This window comes from Azoarcus sp. KH32C (assembly GCF_000349945.1).
Taxonomy (GTDB): domain Bacteria; phylum Pseudomonadota; class Gammaproteobacteria; order Burkholderiales; family Rhodocyclaceae; genus Aromatoleum.
The window spans coordinates 1,609,329-1,627,746 of the sequence record NC_020516.1; the positions used below are offsets into that span (position 1 = coordinate 1,609,329).

At 66.4% G+C, this 18,418-nt stretch carries 13 protein-coding genes; 10 read left to right on the forward strand and 3 right to left on the reverse strand.

Annotated elements, in window-relative coordinates; genetic code table 11:
- Positions 1 to 2: 2 nt before the first annotated feature.
- The 3 genes from aceF to AZKH_RS07125 all read right to left on the reverse strand — a co-directional run bounded on the left by aceF (position 3) and on the right by AZKH_RS07125 (position 5,968).
- Positions 3 to 1,694, reverse strand: a complete 1,692-nt coding sequence (gene aceF / locus AZKH_RS07115; RefSeq protein WP_015435075.1) for a dihydrolipoyllysine-residue acetyltransferase — start codon at positions 1,692 to 1,694, stop codon at positions 3 to 5.
- Positions 1,695 to 1,715: 21 nt separating this feature from the next.
- Positions 1,716 to 4,385: a pyruvate dehydrogenase (acetyl-transferring), homodimeric type gene (gene aceE, locus AZKH_RS07120; RefSeq protein ID WP_015435076.1), complete on the reverse strand. Its 2,670-nt coding sequence runs from the start codon at positions 4,383 to 4,385 to the stop codon at positions 1,716 to 1,718.
- Between the two features lie 380 nt (positions 4,386 to 4,765).
- Positions 4,766 to 5,968, reverse strand: coding sequence for an ABC transporter substrate-binding protein (locus tag AZKH_RS07125; RefSeq protein ID WP_041656000.1), 1,203 nt, complete (start codon positions 5,966 to 5,968; stop codon positions 4,766 to 4,768).
- Positions 5,969 to 6,200: 232 nt separating this feature from the next.
- Between AZKH_RS07125 and AZKH_RS07130 the strand changes: the two genes are divergently transcribed.
- The 10 genes from AZKH_RS07130 to AZKH_RS07175 all read left to right on the forward strand — a co-directional run bounded on the left by AZKH_RS07130 (position 6,201) and on the right by AZKH_RS07175 (position 18,412).
- Positions 6,201 to 8,915, forward strand: coding sequence for a PAS domain S-box protein (locus tag AZKH_RS07130; protein WP_015435078.1), 2,715 nt, complete (start codon positions 6,201 to 6,203; stop codon positions 8,913 to 8,915).
- Positions 8,887 to 9,525 (forward strand): response regulator transcription factor, encoded by a 639-nt coding sequence (locus AZKH_RS07135; protein WP_015435079.1) that lies wholly within the window; start codon positions 8,887 to 8,889, stop codon positions 9,523 to 9,525. The genes AZKH_RS07130 and AZKH_RS07135 overlap by 29 nt, the downstream gene beginning before the upstream one ends.
- An 89-nt stretch (positions 9,526 to 9,614) precedes the next feature.
- The gene (locus AZKH_RS07140; protein ID WP_015435080.1) at positions 9,615 to 10,214 is read left to right on the forward strand and encodes a c-type cytochrome; all 600 of its coding nucleotides are present in this window, start codon (positions 9,615 to 9,617) and stop codon (positions 10,212 to 10,214) included.
- 106 nt (positions 10,215 to 10,320) lie between these two features.
- Positions 10,321 to 11,961, forward strand: coding sequence for a methyl-accepting chemotaxis protein (locus AZKH_RS07145; RefSeq protein ID WP_015435081.1), 1,641 nt, complete (start codon positions 10,321 to 10,323; stop codon positions 11,959 to 11,961).
- Between the two features lie 111 nt (positions 11,962 to 12,072).
- Positions 12,073 to 13,935 (forward strand): thiamine pyrophosphate-dependent enzyme, encoded by a 1,863-nt coding sequence (locus AZKH_RS07150; protein WP_015435082.1) that lies wholly within the window; start codon positions 12,073 to 12,075, stop codon positions 13,933 to 13,935.
- Positions 13,936 to 13,940: 5 nt separating this feature from the next.
- Positions 13,941 to 14,549: an indolepyruvate oxidoreductase subunit beta gene (locus AZKH_RS07155; RefSeq protein WP_015435083.1), complete on the forward strand. Its 609-nt coding sequence runs from the start codon at positions 13,941 to 13,943 to the stop codon at positions 14,547 to 14,549.
- A gap of 268 nt (positions 14,550 to 14,817) precedes the next feature.
- Entirely contained in the window at positions 14,818 to 15,690 is an 873-nt protein-coding gene (gene folD, locus AZKH_RS07160; protein WP_015435084.1) for a bifunctional methylenetetrahydrofolate dehydrogenase/methenyltetrahydrofolate cyclohydrolase FolD, read from the forward strand.
- Positions 15,691 to 15,694: 4 nt separating this feature from the next.
- A complete protein-coding gene (gene purE / locus AZKH_RS07165) occupies positions 15,695 to 16,198 on the forward strand; it encodes a 5-(carboxyamino)imidazole ribonucleotide mutase (protein WP_015435085.1) in 504 nt (167 codons plus the stop codon).
- A 2-nt stretch (positions 16,199 to 16,200) separates the two neighbouring features.
- A complete protein-coding gene (locus AZKH_RS07170; RefSeq protein WP_041657047.1) occupies positions 16,201 to 17,352 on the forward strand; it encodes a 5-(carboxyamino)imidazole ribonucleotide synthase in 1,152 nt (383 codons plus the stop codon).
- On the forward strand, positions 17,339 to 18,412 hold the full coding sequence (locus AZKH_RS07175) for an L-threonylcarbamoyladenylate synthase (RefSeq protein ID WP_015435087.1): 1,074 nt from the start codon (positions 17,339 to 17,341) through the stop codon (positions 18,410 to 18,412). The genes AZKH_RS07170 and AZKH_RS07175 overlap by 14 nt, the downstream gene beginning before the upstream one ends.
- The last annotated feature ends 6 nt before the right edge of the window (positions 18,413 to 18,418 follow it).

The window sequence follows — 18,418 nt, forward strand, 5'->3', positions numbered from 1 at the left end:
CCTTACAGCATGACCCGACGGAAGTCGGCCAGCAGTTGAGCGAGATAGACGTTGAAGCGGGTCGCGAGCGCGCCGTCGATGACGCGGTGGTCGGCCGTCAGCGACATCGGCAGGGTCAGGCGCGGCACGAACTGCTTGCCGTCCCACACCGGCTTCATCACCGACTTGTTGACGCCGAGGATCGCGACTTCCGGCGCATTGACGATCGGCGCGAAGTAGGTGCCGCCGATGCCGCCCAAGCTGGAGATCGTGAAGCACGCACCGGACATGTCGGCCGGGCCGAGCTTGCCGTCGCGCGCCTTCTTCGCGAGCTCGCCGGATTCGGCGGCGATCTCGAACACGCTCTTCTTGTCGGCGTTCTTGATCACCGGCACGACGAGCCCGTTCGGCGTGTCGGCGGCGAACGCGATGTTGAAGTACTTCTTGTAGATCAGGTTGTCGCCGTCGAGCGAAGTGTTGAACTCGGGGAATTGCTGCAGCGCGCGCACCGACGCCTTGATGATGAAGGCCAGCATCGTGAGCTTCTTGCCGGACTTCTCATACTCCTTGTTCATCTGGACGCGGAAGGCTTCGAGGTCGGTGATGTCGGCGTCTTCGTGATAGGTCACGGCCGGGATCATCACCCAGTTGCGGGCGAGGTTCTGGCCGGAGATCTTCTTGATGCGCGACAGCGGCTTGGATTCGATCTCACCGAACTTCGAGAAATCGACCTTCGGCCAAGGCAGCAGGTCCAGCCCGCCGCCCAGGCTCGCGCCCGCGGCAGCCGGGGCGGCCTTGCCCGGAACGACGCCGGTCTGCATCGCGCCCTTCACGAAGGCGGTGACGTCTTCCTTCAGGATGCGGGCCTTCGGACCGGTCGCCTTGACCTGGGCGAGATCGACGCCCAGTTCGCGCGAGTAGGCGCGCACCGACGGGCTCGCGTGGACCTTGCCGCCGAGCGTGACGGCCGACGGGGCCGCGGGGGCGGCGCCCTGCGGCGGCGCGGACAGTGCCGACTGGCTGAACGCCGCGGTCGATGCAGCCGGGACCGCGCCCGACGGGGTCGAGGCCGGAGCCGGAGCGGCAGCCGGTGCCGGAGCAGCGGCCGCGGCCGGCGCGGCGCCAGCGCCTTCGACGACGATCAACACCGTGCCCATCGACACCTTGTCGCCGACCTTGACCTTCACTTCCTTGACGACGCCGGCGGCGGACGACGGCACATCCATCGTCGCCTTGTCGGATTCGAGCGTCGCGATCGCATCATCGACCTTGATCGTGTCGCCGACCTTCACGAAGAGCTCGATCACCGGCACTTCCGAGAAGTCGCCGATGTCCGGCACCGCGACTTCGACCGGGCCTGCGGCGGCGGCAGGTGCTGCAGCCGGAGCAGAGGCTGGTGCCGGAGCGGCAGCAGCCGGGGCAGGGGCGGCAGCGGGCGCCGGCGCAGCGGCAGGCGCTTCGGCCTTCGCGCCGTTGGCCGTCTCGACCTTGATCAGCGCGACGCCTTCCGAGACCTTGTCGCCGACGCCGACCAGCACTTCCTTGACCACGCCCGCGGCGGACGACGGCACGTCCATCGTCGCCTTGTCCGATTCGAGCGTCGCAATCGCGTCGTCGACCTTGATGGTGTCGCCCACCTTCACGAACAGTTCGATGACCGGCACCGCGTCGAAATCGCCGATGTCCGGGACTTTCACTTCAATGATTTGGCTCATGTTCTAGTCTCCCTCGCTCTCTCAGACGCTCATCGGGTTCGGCTTGTTGGGATCGAGGTTGTACTTCAGCAGCGCGGCGGCCACTTTTTCGCGCTCGATCAGGCCGTCGTCGGCGAGCGCCTTCAGCGCGGCAACCGTGACCCAGTGGCGATCCACTTCGAAGAAGTGGCGCAGCTTCTCGCGGGTGTCGGAGCGGCCGAAGCCGTCGGTGCCCAGCGTCACGTAGGTGCCCTTGACGAAGGGACGGATCTGCTCGGCGAACATCTTGATGTAATCGGTCGAGGCGATCACCGGGCCGGTCGCGTCCTTCAGGCATTTCGCGACATGCGACAGGCGCGGCGCTTCCATCGGGTGCAGCATGTTCCAGCGCTCGGCATCCTGGCCGTCACGGGCGAGTTCGTTGAAGCTCGGGCAGCCCCAGATGTCGGACTCGACACCCCAGTCGTTCTTCAGCAGGTCGGCCGCGGCGATGACTTCGCGGAAGATCGTGCCGGAACCGAGCAGTTGCACGCGCAGCTTGCCTTCACCGCCCTTACGGAACGCGTACATGCCCTTGACGATGTCGGCTTCGGCGCCGGCAGGCATCTCGGGATGCTCGTAGTTCTCGTTCATCACCGTGATGTAGTAGTACACGTCCTGCTGCTCGGCGAACATCCGGCGCATGCCGTCCTGCACGATCACCGCGACTTCGTATTGGAAGGTCGGGTCGTAGCTGACGCAGTTCGGGATCATGTTGGCCATCACGAGACTGTGGCCGTCTTCGTGCTGCAGGCCTTCGCCGTTCAGCGTGGTGCGGCCGGCGGTGCCGCCGATCAGGAAGCCGCGGGTACGCTGGTCCGCAGCCGCCCAGCACAGGTCCATCGTGCGCTGCAGGCCGAACATCGAATAGAAGATGTAGAAGGGCACCATCTGCACGCCATGCACCGAGTACGCGGTGCCGGCGGCGATCCAGTCGGCCATCGCGCCGGCTTCGTTGATGCCTTCCTGCAGCACCTGGCCGGTCTTCGATTCCTTGTAGAACATCAGCTGGTCATGGTCTTCCGGCACGTAGTTCTGGCCTTCCTGGTTCCAGATGCCGTACTGGCGGAACATGCCTTCCATGCCGAAGGTGCGCGACTCGTCCGGGACGATCGGCACGACGTGGCGGCCGATCTGCTTGTCCTTGAGCAGGGTGTTCATGATGCGCACGATCGCCATCGTCGTCGACAGCTCGCGGCCTTCGCCCGAGGCCTTCAGCAGCGCGGCGAAGTTGTCGAGCGCGGGCACCGGCAGCGGATCGGCCTTGCGGCGGCGCTGCGGCAGGAAGCCGCCGAGTTGCACGCGGCGCTCCATCATGTATTTGTATTCGGGCGAGTCCTCGGCGAACTTCAGGTAGGGCAGTTCGGCGATCTTGTCGTCCGGCACCGGGATGTCGAAGCGGTCGCGGAAGCGGCGGATGGCCTCTTCGTCGAGCTTCTTCTGCTGGTGCGAGATGTTCATCGCCTCGCCGGCCTGGCCCATGCCGAAGCCCTTGACGGTCTTGGCGAGGATCAGCGTCGGCTGGCCCTTGTGCTCGACCGCTGCCTTGTAGGCGGAGAAGATCTTGAACAGGTCATGGCCGCCACGGTTCAGGCGCCAGATTTCCTCGTCGGTCCAGTCGGCGACCATCGCCTTCAGTTCCGGCGTGTTGAAGAAGTGCTCGCGCACGTAGGCGCCGTCCTTGGCCTTGAAAGTCTGGTACTCGCCGTCGACGCATTCCATCATGCGCTTCTTCAGCAGGCCCTTGGTGTCGCGGGCGAGCAGCGAATCCCAGTGCGTGCCCCACACGAGCTTGATGACGTTCCAGCCGGCGCCGCGGAATTCCGCTTCCAGCTCCTGGATGATCTTGCCGTTGCCGCGCACCGGGCCGTCCAGACGCTGCAGGTTGCAGTTGATCACGAAGACCAGGTTGTCGAGCTTTTCACGCGCGGCCATGCCGATCGCGCCCAGCGATTCGACTTCGTCGGTCTCGCCGTCGCCGAGGAAGGCCCAGACCTTGCGGTCCTGCGCCTTGGCCATGTCGCGCGAATCCATGTACTTCATGAAGCGCGCGGCGTAGATCGCGCACAGGGGGCCGAGGCCCATCGACACGGTCGGGAACTGCCAGAAGTCCGGCATCAGCCAGGGGTGCGGGTAGGACGAGATGCCCTTGCCGTCGACTTCCTGGCGGAAGCTGTCCATCTGGTCTTCGGTCAGGCGACCGAGCATGAAGGCGCGTGCATAGACGCCGGGGACCGAGTGGCCCTGGAAGAAGATCAGGTCGCCGCCGTGCTCGGCGGTCGGGGCGCGCCAGAAGTGCGAGAAGCCCACGTCGTAGAGCGCAGCCGCGGACGCGAACGATGCGATATGGCCGCCGACGTTGGTGTGCTTGTTGGCGCGAACGACCATCGCCATCGCGTTCCAGCGGATGTACGAATGGAGCTTGATCTCCATGTCCGGGTTGCCCGGGTACTTCGGCTGCTGTGCGGCGGGGATGGTGTTGATGTACTGGGTCGTTGCCGAGTAGGGGATGTCGATGCCTTCCTCGCGGCCGGCCTCGATCAGCTTCTCGATCAGGAAATGCGCGCGGTCCTGGCCTTCATTGGCGACGACGGCCTGGAGGGCGTCCAGCCATTCCTGGGTTTCCAGGGTGTCGGGGTCCGATTGCAGCGTTACGTTGGGTGTCGCGGCCATGCTCTGTCTCCTCAAACGTTGAGCCCAGCTGTTAGCGAATCCCGCTTTCGTGAAGCGGGCGAAGTTAAAACCGTGAGTTGCCGATTCCGATGATCAGCGACGGTTTTCACACTATAAAATCACTTTTCAGGATGCGCAATAACTTTTTTCCCCGAACGCTGCGCAGACGATGACGCGGCCGTTCGGTGGTTGGCGGAAAAACGTCCAAAGCGGGCGGCCGCAAAGGAGGCGAGCGAACGCCAACGGGCGCCTGCGAAGGCGCCCAAAACGGGGAAAATCAAGAAAGCGCGGAAAAGCGGAAAAAAATCGGCCGGGAGATGGAGAGGGAGGGAGAGGATTTTCTCCCGGCCGATCAGGAAAAGCGGCGGATGCCGCGCGCATCATTGGCGCGATGCCCGGCGGCGGTCCTCGTCGTAGGCGAACACGACTCGCCCATTCTGCACTTCGCCCATGAATATGTCATGGACGCTGTTGATGGTCTCGTGGCGTTCCTTCGAAAACGGGCGGTTGTAAGTCATGATGACCCCCTCGACCCTTTCTTGCAGGTTTTCGAGCGCCTCGCGGATTCGATCGCCGTCGGTGCTGCCGGCCTGACGGATCGCGGCCGCGAGCAGAAGCATGGAATCATACCCTTGCGCAGCGGCCGGTGGGACCGGAATGCGCGCGCTTCCGGTGGCGTTTTTCCATGCGTCGAGGAAGGCCTTGCGGCGAGGCGTCGTCGGCTCGGGGATGAAGGTCTGCGGCATGCGGGCGCCTTCCCCGTTGGGGCCGGCATTGTCGATGAAGTTCGACATCGCGAGCGTCCAGCTGCCGATCAGCGGCACATGCCAGTTGAGGCGGGCCATGCCGTTGACGATCTGCGCGAGCTCGGGGCCGATGCCGTAGGTGAGGATCGCCTCGGCGCCCGCCTGGCGCGCCCGGCGCAGCTGCGAACTCATGTCGGGCTGCGGGATCTGGAAGCGCTCGACGGCGACCGGCACGATGTTGCGCTCGCTGAGCGTCCTTTCGAGGTCCTCGCGGCCGAGTTGGCCGTAGTTGGTCGCGTCGTGGAAGATCGCGACGCGCCTGATGCCGCGGCGGTCGACGGCCTCGGCGACGATCATCGCCGCCTGCAGCGTGTCGCTCGCCGAGACGCGGAAGACGAAGTTGTCCGGGTGCTGCGGCGGCAGGAACTGTTTGGTGATCAGCGATCCGGTCGCCACCGAAGTAACGATCGGAATGCGCGCCTGCTGGTAGAAGCGCTGGCTCGCGAGCGCGACGCCAGTGTTGGCGATGCCGAGCCCTGCGACGACGTGTTCGCGGTCGATGAGTTCCTGCACGACCTGGGCGCCGCGCTCGTTGCGTGCTTCGTCGTCGCGTTCGACGAGTTCGACCGGGCGTCCGAGCACGCCGCCGCCGGCGTTGATTTCGGCCGCAGCGATGCGGATGCCCTCGCGCATCGAAATGCCCATCGGGCTCGACCCGCCCGTGAAGGGGCCGGACACGCCGATCCTGAGCGGGCCGGCAGGGCTCGCCGGGGCGGCCGCGACGGAGGGTTCCGCGAGGGATACGAGGCACAGAAGCGCAACCAGGAGGCGCAGCACGCTGGAATCACTCGGGTTGAAGAAGGATGGCCGCACAATGTACGGCCGATGGCAGCAGCGTAGAATTGGCGAAAACCCCAAGCCGTTCATGGACGATGTTTCCTGGTTGCCGGCCGCGAGGCGCTACGGAAAAACCCCGATTGCCGCTCGGCGCGATGCCATCGACAATCCCTCAAGGCATCTGCGGCGCTCTTACGCGCCTGTCCCGTTTCTCCCGATAGTCCCGATTTCGATGCCCCATTTTTCCGACTCAGGCCGCCTCGGCCAGGCCCGCTGGTACTGGACCGCCCCTTACGTCGCAGTCGGCATCTTCGCGCTGACGATGCTCGCGCTCGTCTGGCTGCTGCAGGCGCGCGACGTCGAGAGCCAGCGCAACGCCGTCGCCCGCGACGTGCAGTGGGCCGAGCAGACGATGCGTCTGCACATGCAGGCGACCGAGGAATTCCTCGGCCAGGCGGCCCGTGATCTTGCCGCCGATGCGTTGAATCTCGACGGCTTTCAGGTCCGCGCCAACCAGTACATCGCCAACAACGGCGAACTCGTGAACATCGTCTGGGTGGGGCCCGAGGAAGTCGTGCGCTGGTCCGCGCCGTTCGACACCACCGACTGGCTCACCGGCGACGCCTTGTCCGCGAATCAGACCGACGCCTTCTACCGCGCCCGCGACCTGGGGCGCGCCGCCTACGGCGAGGCTTACGTCAATCCGCGTAACCGCATGGTGCTGGAGGTCTACGTGCCGGTGCGTCATGGCCGCGAATTCCTCGGCGCGATCGTCGGCGTCTATTCGATCGACCGCATGGTGCGCCACCTCGTGCCGAGTTGGTTCGACGAGAAGTACCGCCTCACGCTGCTCGGTGCCAAGGGCGACACGCTGGCCGCGAACTCGGGGGTTCGGGCGATCGACGAGAGCATCTCGTATTCGATTGCGCTCGATCCGCCGGGCAACGGCCTGAGCCTGCGCGCGACCGCCTTCCGCACCAGCAGCCAGCTGCCGCAGATGCTGCCGACCGCGATGATCATCGGGCTGTCGGTGATCGTGCTGTGGACCCTGTGGCTGCTGCGCACCCACGTGCAGCGCCGCGTCCAGGTCGAGAAGGAGCGCGACCGGCTGTTCAACCTGTCGCTCGACCTGCTGTGCATTGTCGGCCTCGACGGCGTTTTCCGGCGCGCGAACCCCGCCTTCGAACGCATCCTCGGCTGTTCCCCGGACGACCTGCCGGGCAGGCCGCTGCTCGACATCGTGCACGTCGACGACGTGCCCTTCGCCGTCGATCAGTTGCGTCGCCTCGCCGACGGCCAGCCGGTGAGTTTCGAGATCCGCTGCCGTTGCGTCGATGGCAGCTTCAAGTGGCTCGATTGGAGCATCAACCCGGTGCGCGAGGAGAAGCTCGTCTATGCCGTCGCGCACGACATCACGGGCCGCAAGGCGGCCGAAGAGGCGCTGCGCGCCGAGACCACCTTCCGCAAGGCGATGGAAGAGTCGGTGATCACCGGCATGCGGGCGATCGACCTCACCGGGCGCATCATCTACGTCAATTCGGCCTTCTGCCGCATGGTGGGCTTCGAGCAGGAAGAGCTCCTCGGCTCGAAGCCGCCCTTCCCGTACTGGCCGCCCGAGGATCTCGAGCAGTGCTGGCACAACCTCGACCTCACGCTGCAGGGCAGGGCGCCGGTGAGCGGGTTCGAGATGCGCGTGCGGCGCAAGAACGGCGAGCGCCTCGACGCGCGCTTCTACCTGTCGCCGCTGATCGACAGCACCGGGACCCAGGTCGGCTGGATGGCCTCCGCGACCGACATCACTGAACCGAAGCGCATCCGCGCCGCGCTCGAATCCGCGCACGAGCGCTTCGAGGCCGTGATCGACGGGCTCGACGCTGCGGTCTTCGTCGCCGACGCGCGCACCGACGAGATCCTGTTCGCGAACCGCGCGTTCAAGAGCATCCACGGCTTCGACGCCGTCGGCCGCACCGTGCGCGGCGTCGCCGTGCCGCAGCCCGAGCGCGGCGATTACCCGGTCGACCCGCGCGGCCTCACGCCCGCCGACCTGCCGCGCGAACTCTTCGATGGCGAACTGCAGAACCCGCTCTCCGGGCGCTGGTACCACGTGCGCGAGCACGCCACGCGCTGGGTGGACGGGCGCGTCGTGCGCATGGGCATCGCGACCGACATCACCGAGCGCAAGCAGACCGCCGAGGTGTCGCGCCAGCAGGCCGAGCGCCTGCAGCGCACCTCGCGCCTCATCACGATGGGCGAAATGGCCTCGACGCTCGCGCACGAGCTGAACCAGCCGCTGTCCGCGATCGCCAACTACTGCATGGGTTGCGTCACCCGTATCCAGGGCGGCAACGCGCGCGACGAAGACCTGCTCTCCGCGATGCAGAAGGCGAGCTTCCAGGCCGAGCGCGCGGGCAAGATCATCCGGCGCATCCGCGAGTTCGTGAAGAAGAGCGAGCCGCGGCGCGGCGCGGTGCAGATCTCCGAGGTGCTCGACGATGCGATCGGCTTTGCCGAGATCGACGCGCGGCGCATGAGCTCGCGCATCGTGTCCGAGGTCGCGCCCGACCTGCCGCCGGTGTTCGCCGACCGCATCATGATCGAGCAGGTCGTGCTGAACCTCGTCAAGAACGGCATCGACGCGATGGCCGACATGGCCGTCGAGCATCGCGTGCTGGTCGTGCGCGCCCGGGCCTTGGGTCCGCGCGCCGTCGAGGTGGCGGTCATCGACCGCGGTCACGGCATCGGCGAGGAGGAGCGCTCGCGCCTCTTCACTCCCTTCTATACGACCAAGACCGAGGGGATGGGCATGGGCCTCAACATCTGCCGCTCGATCATCGAATTCCACGACGGGCGATTGATTGTCGACGACAACCCGGAAGGAGGTACCATCTTCTCGTTTACGCTGCCTACGGAGATTGCGAGTGAGCGAGCAGCAGTCCGCCGCGCCTGACCAGTACATCCATATCGTCGACGATGACGAAGCCCTGCGCGATTCCCTCGTGTGGCTGCTCGAGTCGAGCGGCCACCGGGTGCGCGCCTACGAATCGGCCGAAGCCTTCCTTGCCGATTTCAATCTCGCGATGACCGGCTGCCTCGTGCTCGACGTCCGGATGCCGGGGATGAGCGGGCTCGAACTCTTCGAGGAATTGCGGCGGCGCCACTGTTCGCTGCCGGTGATCTTCATCACGGGCCACGGCGACGTGCCGATGGCGGTGTCGGCGGTCAAGAAGGGCGCCGTCGACTTCATCGAGAAACCGTTCAGCGAGCGCGACATGCTCGACCTGATCGCCGAGTGTCTGGCCGCCGAGCAGGCCTCGCGCGGGCGGCGCCAGCTCGAGGCGGAGACCGTGCGCCGCCTCACCCAGCTCACGCAGCGCGAGCGCGAGGTGCTCGACCTCATCATCGCCGGCAAGCTCAACAAGCAGATCGCCGACGTGCTCGGGATCAGCATCAAGACGGTCGAAGTGCACCGCGCGCGGGTGATGGAAAAGATGGAGGCGAATTCGCTCGCCGAACTGGTGCAGAACGTCCTCGCGGCCGACGCCGGTCACGGACGTTGAGCGCCTTGTGACAAAGTTCATGCAAGGTGAATGATCGCCGTGGTGTAGTCCGTGGCAAGCGGCATACGGTTGACACGGGAGATCGAACTATGAAAATCGGGTATGCAGCCCTGTTGATGTTGGCACTCGCCGCGACCGCGTCCGCGCAGGCGGGTGAAGACCGTCCGGCCGAGAAACTCGTGCGCGAGCGCTGCCACAAATGCCACGGGCTCAACGGCGAAAGCAGCGAGCCCGAATTTCCGAAACTCGCCGGGCAGAACGTCGATTACATGACGCGCCAGATGGCGAACTTCAAGACCGGCGTGCGCAAGAGCACGCGGATGAAGGAAAAGGTCGAGGACCTCAGCGGCGGCGAGATGCGCGCGCTCGCCGAGTATTTCAGCGCCAAGACGCTGGTGCCCGAACGCAGCGGGCGAACCGAGCTGATCGAGACCGGACGCCGCCTCTATTTCAGTGGGCACTTCGAGCACGGGGTGACGGCCTGTACGACCTGCCACGGACCGCTCGGCCGTGGCGCGCTCTACCTCCCGCGGCTGGCGGGCCAGAACGTGCAGTACCTGGTCGCCCAGTTGCGCGCCTTCCGCGACTTTTCACGGACGTCGCCCAACATGGTCATGCACACCGTCGTCGAGAATATTTCCGACGCGGAGATCGATGCCGTGGCCGAGTTTCTTAGCACAATGGAATAAATCTCGGGGCTGGCGGCCTGCCCGCTCAAGATTTCCGCACAGAGTCCGATATACGGATATGGCCCGCAGAGGCCGGTTATTGATTTCCTTTCGAGGGGGAAGGATCGTGGTCAATCTATATCAAGTGAGCGTAGGCACGCGCCTGCGTCTTATCGTCATCATCGCCTTCGCATTGTTCGCGGCAGTCATGCTCGAAGCCGTCACCTCGCTTCGGGAGGTGATGCTCGAAGAGCGTCAGGCGAGCGTCCGGCATGCGGTGGAATCCGCGATCGGGGTCGTGGAGCACTTCCAGAAACTGGAGGCGGCCGGTGAATTGTCCAAGGACGATGCCCAGAAGGCGGCCAAGGCTGCGGTCAAGGGGCTCCGTTACGGCGACGGCGAATACTTCTTCATCACGGACATGGTGCCTCATACCCTGATGCACCCGATCAAGCCGGAGCTCGACGGCAAGGACATGCGGGATACGGCCGATCCGAAGGGCAAGCACCTGTTTGTCGAGTTCGTCGACGTCGTGCGCAAATCCGGTTCGGGCTACGTCGACTACCTGTGGCCGAAGCCCGGTTCGAATGAGCCGCAACCCAAGCTGTCCTACGTCAAGGGGTTTGCGCCCTGGGGCTGGATCGTCGGTTCGGGCGTCTATGTGAACGACGTCGAGGAAGTCTTCCGGCACCACGCGCTCGATTCGATCCTCCTCGGCCTCCTTGCGGCTTTGATGATTTTGGGAGTGTCCTGGTACATCGGCCGCGGGATCCTGCGCCAGTTGGGCGGCGAGCCTGCGGATCTGCAGCGGATTGCCGCCAGCATCGCCGACCGTGACCTGACCTCCCGCATGACGGTCAAGGCGGGCGACAGCCGCAGCATCACCTACGCGATGGACCAGATGCAGTCGCGTCTGTCCGAAGTGATCCGCCGCGTACGCGACAACGCCCACGATGTCAGCGAGGCGGTGCGTCAGGCCGCCGGCGCGGGGCGCGCGATCCACGACGCCTCGATGCGCCAGACCGAAGTCGCCGGTAGCACCGCGGCGGCGATCGAACAGATGGCGGTGAGCGTCGCGCACGTCTCGGAAAACACCGAGGAGGCGCGCGGCAATTCGCGTCGCACGGCTGACATCGCGCAGCGCGGCGAGGAGCTCGCCCGCGACGCATCCGACGGCATCGCGCAGATCTCCGAGACCGTCACGAGCGCCGCCAAGCAGATCCAGATTCTGCGCGACCGCTCCGGCGAAATCGGCGAGATCGCGAACGTGATCCGCGAGATCTCCGATCAGACCAACCTGCTGGCGCTCAATGCCGCGATCGAGGCGGCACGCGCCGGCGAGCAGGGCCGCGGCTTCGCGGTCGTCGCGGACGAGGTGCGCAAGCTTGCCGAGCGCAGCGGCGCGGCCACCGCACAGATCTCGCAGGTGATCGTCTCGGTCAAGGCCGAGACTGAAAGCGCCGTCGCGAGCATCGAGGAGATCGTACCCAAGGTCGATTCGGGGGCGAAACTTTCAAGGCTGGCGGCCGAAGCCCTGCGCGAGATCCGCGAAGGTGCGCACGACACGCTCAGCCGTCTCGAAGAGGTCGTGCTGTCGATGAAGGAGCTGACCTCGGCGAGCAACAGCGTCGCGACCAACATGCAGGAAGTCGCGGAGATGGCCGAACGCAGCAGCGACGAGATCCGCAGCAGCACCGAGTCGACCGAAAGGCTTACCCAGAGCGCCGATGCGCTGGACCAGCTGACCGCCGGTTTCCGCGTCGGCTGAGTGTGACGCGTTCGCGGCCGTGCCGCGAACGTGGGCAGGATTGATCTGGGTCAACGGAGCAAAGCTGACCGATCGGTAAGATTTGCTCTCCTCAACTCGGAGAGCCGAGTCATGCCCGTATCCCAGACGCTCCCGGCGCCCGCGCGCCTGTTCCTGTCCGGCAACGACGCCGTTGCCCGCGCCGTCTGGGAGGCCGGCACTCGGGTCGCCGCCGCCTACCCGGGCACGCCCTCGACGGAAATCGTCGAGGTGCTGTCCCGCTATCTCGATCTCTACACCGAGTGGTCGATCAACGAGAAGGTCGCCCTCGAAGTCGCGCTCGGCGCCTCGATGGTCGGCGCGCGCGCCTTCTGCGCGATGAAGCACGTCGGGCTGAACGTTGCCTCCGACGCGTTGATGACGATGACCGTCACCGGCACCGAGGGCGGCCTCGTGATTGCGGTCGCCGACGACGTCGGGATGTCCTCGTCGCAGAACGAACAGGATTCGCGCTACTGGGGCCGCTTCGCGCACGTGCCGGTGCTGGAGCCGTCCGACTCGCAGGAAGCGTATTCGATGACCCTCGCGGCCTTCGAGCTCTCCGAGCGCTTCCGCGTGCCGGTGATCCTGCGCCTGACGACGCGCATCTGCCACGTGAAGGGCCTGGTACAGACCGGCTCCCGGATCGAGGTCGAGCCCGCCGGCTTCGTCAAGGATCCGCGCCACTGGGTCATGGTGCCCGGTAACGCCAAGCCGCGTCTGCCGAAGATGCTCGAGCGGGACGCCGCCTTGCGCGCGGAAACCGAGGTCTCGCCGCTCAATGAGGTGATCGAAGGCAGCGATCGCCGCATCGGCTTCGTCACCTCCGGTGCCGCCTTCATGCATGTGCGCGACGCCTTCCCCGATGCGCCGGTGTTCAAGCTCGGACTCTCCTGTCCGGCGCCGATCGAGCGCCTGCGCGCCTTTGCGGCAAGCGTCGATGCGCTGCTCGTCGTCGAGGAGACCGAGCCGCTCATCGAAACCGAACTGAAGGCCGCCGGCATCGCCTGTCACGGCAAGGATGTGCTGCCCCGCCTGCACGAACTGGTGCCCGACGTCTTGAAGCCGGCCGTCGCGCGACTGCAGGGCGAAGTCGTCGAGCCCCCCGAGCACGTCGCCGCCCAACAGGTCTTCCCGCGCCCGCCGACGATGTGCGTCGCCTGTCCGCATCTGGGCGTCTATTACACGCTCTCGCAGATGCGCAACATCATCATCTCGGGCGACATCGGCTGCTACACGCTCGGCGCCGGCCACCCCTGGAACGCGCTCGACACCTGCATCTCGATGGGCGCGTCGATGGGCACCGCGCTCGGCATGGACAAGGGCAGGGGAGCGGCCGACGCCAACAAGAAGATCGTCGCGGTGATCGGCGACTCGACCTTCATGCACATGGGCATGCAGGGCCTGCTCGACATCACCTGGAATCGCGGCAACGTCACCGTGCTGCTCCTCGACAACCGCGCCGTCGGCATGACGGGCGGCCAGGACAATCCCGGCACCGGGCGCGACATCCACGGCGAGGAACGCTCGCGCGTCGACTTCGCGCAACTGTGCGAAGCCCTCGGCGTGCGCCGCGAACGCATCCACGTCGTCGATCCCTACCAGTTGCCGGTGCTTTTCAAGACGATCCGCGAGGAAACCAAGATCGAGGAGCCTTCGGTCATCATCACCAACCGCCCTTGCGTGCTGATCGACGACTACAAGCCGACCCAGCCCTACATGGTCCAGGAAGACCGCTGCACCGGCTGCGGCAACTGCGTCGAGGTCGGCTGTCCGGCGATCCACGTCACGCGCCGCGACAAGGTCGTGAAAGCCTCCGGCAAGGAAGTCGACCTCTCCTTCGTGCGCATCGAAACCTCCGCCTGTACCGGCTGCGGCCTGTGCGTCCAGCCCTGCGCACCGGAAGCCATCCAGCACGCCGCGCCCGTCCAGACCCTCCAGTTCATCAGGAAGTGAACGCCATGTCCCAGATCACCAACATCCTCGTCTGCGGCGTCGGCGGGCAGGGCGTCATGACCGCTACCGAAATCCTCGCCGAAGCCGCGATCTCGCTTGGCTTCGACGTCAAGAAGACCGAAGTCGCCGGCATGAGCCAGCGCGGCGGCGTCGTCACCTCGCAACTGCGTTTCGGCAAGGAAATCCGCTCGCCGCAGATCGGCCCGGGCGAAGCCGACCTGCTCGTCGCCTTCGAGTCGGCCGAGGCGTTGCGATGGAGTCACATGCTGAAGCCCGGCGGTGTGGCGCTGGTCAATACCGGCTGCATCGTCCCGCCGGTCGTGAACCTCGGCCTCTTTCCGTACCCCGAGGACCCGGTCGACAAGATGCGTGCGCTCGGCCTCACGGTCCATGCCTTCGACGCAACGTCCATCGCGCTGGGTCTCGGCAACATCCGCCTCGGCAACACCGTCATGCTCGGCGCGAGCTCCGACCTGCTGCCCTTCCCGGCAGGCGTCCTGCGCGACGCCGTCCTAGCCCGTTTCGGCGCCCGCAAACCCCAACTCGTCGAAGCCAACCGCGAAGCCTTCGAGGCTGGCCGCAAAGCAGTAGCCGGCGAAGCGGTCGCCGCCTAAGCCACCACGTCAGCGACAATCCCGAAGCCCCAATCCAATCACTTCAGCACGGCGCAGCCCCCGATGGCGGCTGTTCCGTGCTGAGGCGTCCGCTTGCGCCAACGAAGCGCGGAACAGCCGCCGGCGGGGGCGGATCGAAGCCATCCCTCCATCATCAAAGTTAACCCCACGCGACGCTCAGAAATCCCCCTGCGACACCACAGAATAGAATCGCACAAGCCCCTGATCCTGCGATAAAATGCGCGGTTTTTCATTCAGGGCTTCGACCATGACGGCTCGCATCATCGATGGCAACGCGCTTTCCGCGCGCGTGCGCGGCGAACTCGCCGAACGTGCGGCGCAACTCACCGCGCAGGGCGTGCAACCCTGCCTCGCGGTGATCCTGGTGGGCGACAATCCCGCCTCCGCCGTGTATGTCCGCAACAAGGTCTCCGGCTGCGAAAAGGCCGGCATCCGCTCGCTGCGCTTCGACTTCGCCAGTGATGTCGCCGCCGACGTCGTCATGACCAAGATCGCCGAACTCAACGCCGATCCCGCCGTGCACGGCATCCTCGTGCAACTGCCGCTGCCCAAGCAGTTCAACGAAGCCGAAGTCCTCGAAGCGATCTCGGTCGAAAAGGACGTCGACGGCTTCCACGCCGAGAACGTCGGCCGTCTGTCACAAGGCCAGGAAGCCTTCCTGCCCTGCACCCCGCACGGCGTCATGAAAATGCTCGAAGCCGAGAACATTCCGGTGCAAGGCGCCGAAGCCGTCGTGATCGGCCGCTCGAACATCGTCGGCAAACCGATGGCGATGCTGCTCACCAACGCCGGCGCCACCGTCACCGTCACGCACTCCAAGACGCGCGATCTCGCCTTCCACACCCGTCGCGCCGACATCCTCGTCGCCGCGATCGGCAAGCCGCGCTTCGTCAAGGGCGACATGGTCAAGCCCGGTGCGGTCGTCATCGATGTCGGCATCAACCGCCTCACTGAAGGCCCGGACGCCGGCAAGCTCTGCGGCGACGTCGATTTCGAATCGGCGAAGGAAGTCGCCTCCGCGATCACTCCGGTGCCCGGCGGCGTCGGCCCGATGACCATCACGATGCTGCTCGCGAACACCGTCGAGTCGGCCGAACGCGCGCTGCGCAAGAAGGGTTGATGCGATGAACGCAGCAAGCGACAAGCCCGTCGTCGGCATCATCATGGGATCGAACTCCGACTGGCCGACGATGCAGGCCGCGGCCAAGGTCCTGAAGGAATTCGGCGTGCCCTTCGAGGCCAAGGTCGTCTCGGCGCACCGCACGCCCGACCTGATGTTCGCCTACGCGGACACCGCGCGCAGCCGCGGCCTCAAGGCGATCATCGCCGGCGCCGGCGGCGCGGCCCACCTGCCGGGCATGGTCGCCGCCAAGACCACCTTGCCCGTGCTCGGCGTGCCGGTGCAGTCGAAGGCGCTGTCCGGCCAGGACTCGCTGCTCTCCATCGTCCAAATGCCGAAGGGCATTCCCGTCGCGACCTTCGCGATCGGCGAGGCCGGCGCCGCGAATGCCGGACTCTTCGCGGTCGCGCTGCTCGCGAACGAAGATGCTGCGCTCGCCGCGAAGCTCGAAGAGTTCCGTACGCGCCAGACCCAGGCCGTGCTTGAGATGACGCTCGACGAGGTCTGATGATGATCCTGCCGCCCGCAACGCTGGGAATGCTCGGTGGCGGCCAGCTCGGCCGCTTCTTCGTTTCTGCCGCCCATGAAATGGGCTACAAGGTGTGGGTCCTCGACCCGGATCCCAACAGTCCCGCCGGCCTGATCGCCGACCGCCACCTCGTCGCCGCCTACGAAGACTTCGCCGCGCTCGACGAGCTGTCCGCCAACTGCGCGGCGGTCACGACCGAGTTCGAGAACGTCCCCGCGACCACGCTCGACTACCTCGCGAAGTTCATTCCCGTGCACCCGTCGGCGAGCGCCGTCGCGGTGTGCCAGAACCGCATCGCCGAGAAGACCTTCCTCGCCGACAACGGCTTGCCGCATGGCCCCTTCGCCGCGATCCGCAGCGAAGACGACCTGCGCAACGCCGACCCGGCGCTGTTCCCGGCCGTACTCAAGGTTGCCCGCTTCGGCTACGACGGCAAGGGCCAGGCGCGCGTCGCGAGCCTGGAGGGCGCGATCCACGCCTTCCACCAGTTCGGCGGCGAAGCCTGCGTGCTCGAAAAGATGCTGCACCTCGACGCCGAAGTCTCAGTCGTGCTCGCGCGCGACGAGGCCGGCAACGTGCGCAACTTCGCGCCCGGTGAGAACAGCCATCGACATGGCATTCTCGACGTCACGATCGTGCCCGCGCGCCTTTCGCCGGCATTGACCGAGCAGGCCTGCGACGTTGCCCGCCGCATCGCCGAGAAGCTCGGCTATATCGGCACGCTCGGCGTCGAGTTCTTTGTCTGCGACGGCCAACTCGTCGTCAACGAGATGGCGCCACGCCCGCACAACAGCGGCCACCACACCATCGACGCCAACGTCACCAGCCAATATGAGCAGCAGGTGAGGGCGCTCTGCGGCCTGCCGCTCGGCGAGCCGTGCGAACACAGCGCCGCCGTGATGGTGAACCTGCTTGGCGAGCTGTGGTACGAGGCCGACGGCCACTATCGCGAGCCGGATTGGTCCGTGCTGCACGCGGTACCCGGTCTGCGCCTGCATCTCTACGGTAAGCACCACGCCCGCCCCGGCCGCAAGATGGGCCACTTCACCGTGATCGGCGCCGATCCGGCGAAGGTGCTGGCGGCGGCGCTGGCGGCGCGTGAGGCAATCGGCATCCAAGATGGCGAGCACTGAGCCGCGACCGGCTTCGGCCACCGCGTCCATTGAGGACATCCAGCGCGCGGCCGACCAGCTGCGCGCGGGCGAACTCGTCGGCATGCCCACCGAGACCGTCTACGGCCTCGCCGCCGATGCGCTCAACGTCGAAGCCGTCGGCAAGATCTTCAGCGCGAAGGGCCGCCCCGCGGACCATCCGCTGATCGTGCATCTACCCGACGCCTCGCATCTGACGCGCTGGGCCCGCGCCATCCCGAAGGAAGCCCTCGCGCTCGCGAAGGCCTTCTGGCCCGGCCCCTTCACGATGATTCTGAAGCGCGAGGACGACGTCCCCGACGCTGTCACCGGCGGCCAGGACACGGTCGGCCTGCGTGTGCCCGATCATCCGGTGGCGCTCGCGCTGCTGCGCGCCTTCGACTCCGGCATCGCCGCACCGTCGGCCAACCGCTTCGGCCGCATCAGCCCGACGACGGCCGCCCACGTGCGCGAGGAGCTCGGCGACAAAGTCGCGCTCGTGCTCGAAGGCGGCGCCTGCCAAGTCGGCATCGAATCGACCATCCTCGACCTGTCGCGCGACACGCCGGTGATCCTGCGCCCCGGCGCGATCTCCGCCGACGACATCGCCCGCGTGATCGGCCGTCGCCCGCAACTGCGCGTGCCGCATGCGGAGGAGGGCGCCGCCGACGAGGCGGCCGACGCCGACACGCCGCGCGTCTCGGGCTCGCTCGCCGCGCACTACGCGCCGCGCACGCCGCTGCGGATGATTCCCGCCGCGCACCTCGCCGAGGAAGCCGGCATCCTCGCCGGCGAAGGCAGCCGTGTCGCGGTGCTCGCTCATACCTGCGCCGACCCCCGCGACGCCCGCCTCACCTGGCGCCAGACCCCGTCCGACCCCGCCGGCTACGCCCACGACCTCTACGCCAATCTACGCGACCTCGACGCCTGCGGCGCCGACTTCATCCTCGTCGAAGCGCTCCCTGACGCTCCCGATTGGCAAGCCATCGGCGACCGCCTCGGGCGTGCCGCGGTCGGCTCCGGCGAAGGAGAAGCAGGCATCGACGAGTACGACGAAACCTGATCGCAA

What these genes read in the sequence shown, in the direction of transcription:
- aceF (WP_015435075.1), bottom strand. Translation starts at nt 1,694, where the DNA reads ATGAGCCAAATCATTGAAGTGAAAGTCCCGGACATCGGCGATTTCGAC.
- aceE (WP_015435076.1), bottom strand. Translation starts at nt 4,385, where the DNA reads ATGGCCGCGACACCCAACGTAACGCTGCAATCGGACCCCGACACCCTG.
- AZKH_RS07130 (WP_015435078.1), top strand. Translation starts at nt 6,201, where the DNA reads ATGCCCCATTTTTCCGACTCAGGCCGCCTCGGCCAGGCCCGCTGGTAC.
- AZKH_RS07140 (WP_015435080.1), top strand. Translation starts at nt 9,615, where the DNA reads ATGAAAATCGGGTATGCAGCCCTGTTGATGTTGGCACTCGCCGCGACC.
- AZKH_RS07150 (WP_015435082.1), top strand. Translation starts at nt 12,073, where the DNA reads ATGCCCGTATCCCAGACGCTCCCGGCGCCCGCGCGCCTGTTCCTGTCC.
- AZKH_RS07155 (WP_015435083.1), top strand. Translation starts at nt 13,941, where the DNA reads ATGTCCCAGATCACCAACATCCTCGTCTGCGGCGTCGGCGGGCAGGGC.
- folD (WP_015435084.1), top strand. Translation starts at nt 14,818, where the DNA reads ATGACGGCTCGCATCATCGATGGCAACGCGCTTTCCGCGCGCGTGCGC.
- purE (WP_015435085.1), top strand. Translation starts at nt 15,695, where the DNA reads ATGAACGCAGCAAGCGACAAGCCCGTCGTCGGCATCATCATGGGATCG.
- AZKH_RS07170 (WP_041657047.1), top strand. Translation starts at nt 16,201, where the DNA reads ATGATCCTGCCGCCCGCAACGCTGGGAATGCTCGGTGGCGGCCAGCTC.
- AZKH_RS07175 (WP_015435087.1), top strand. Translation starts at nt 17,339, where the DNA reads ATGGCGAGCACTGAGCCGCGACCGGCTTCGGCCACCGCGTCCATTGAG.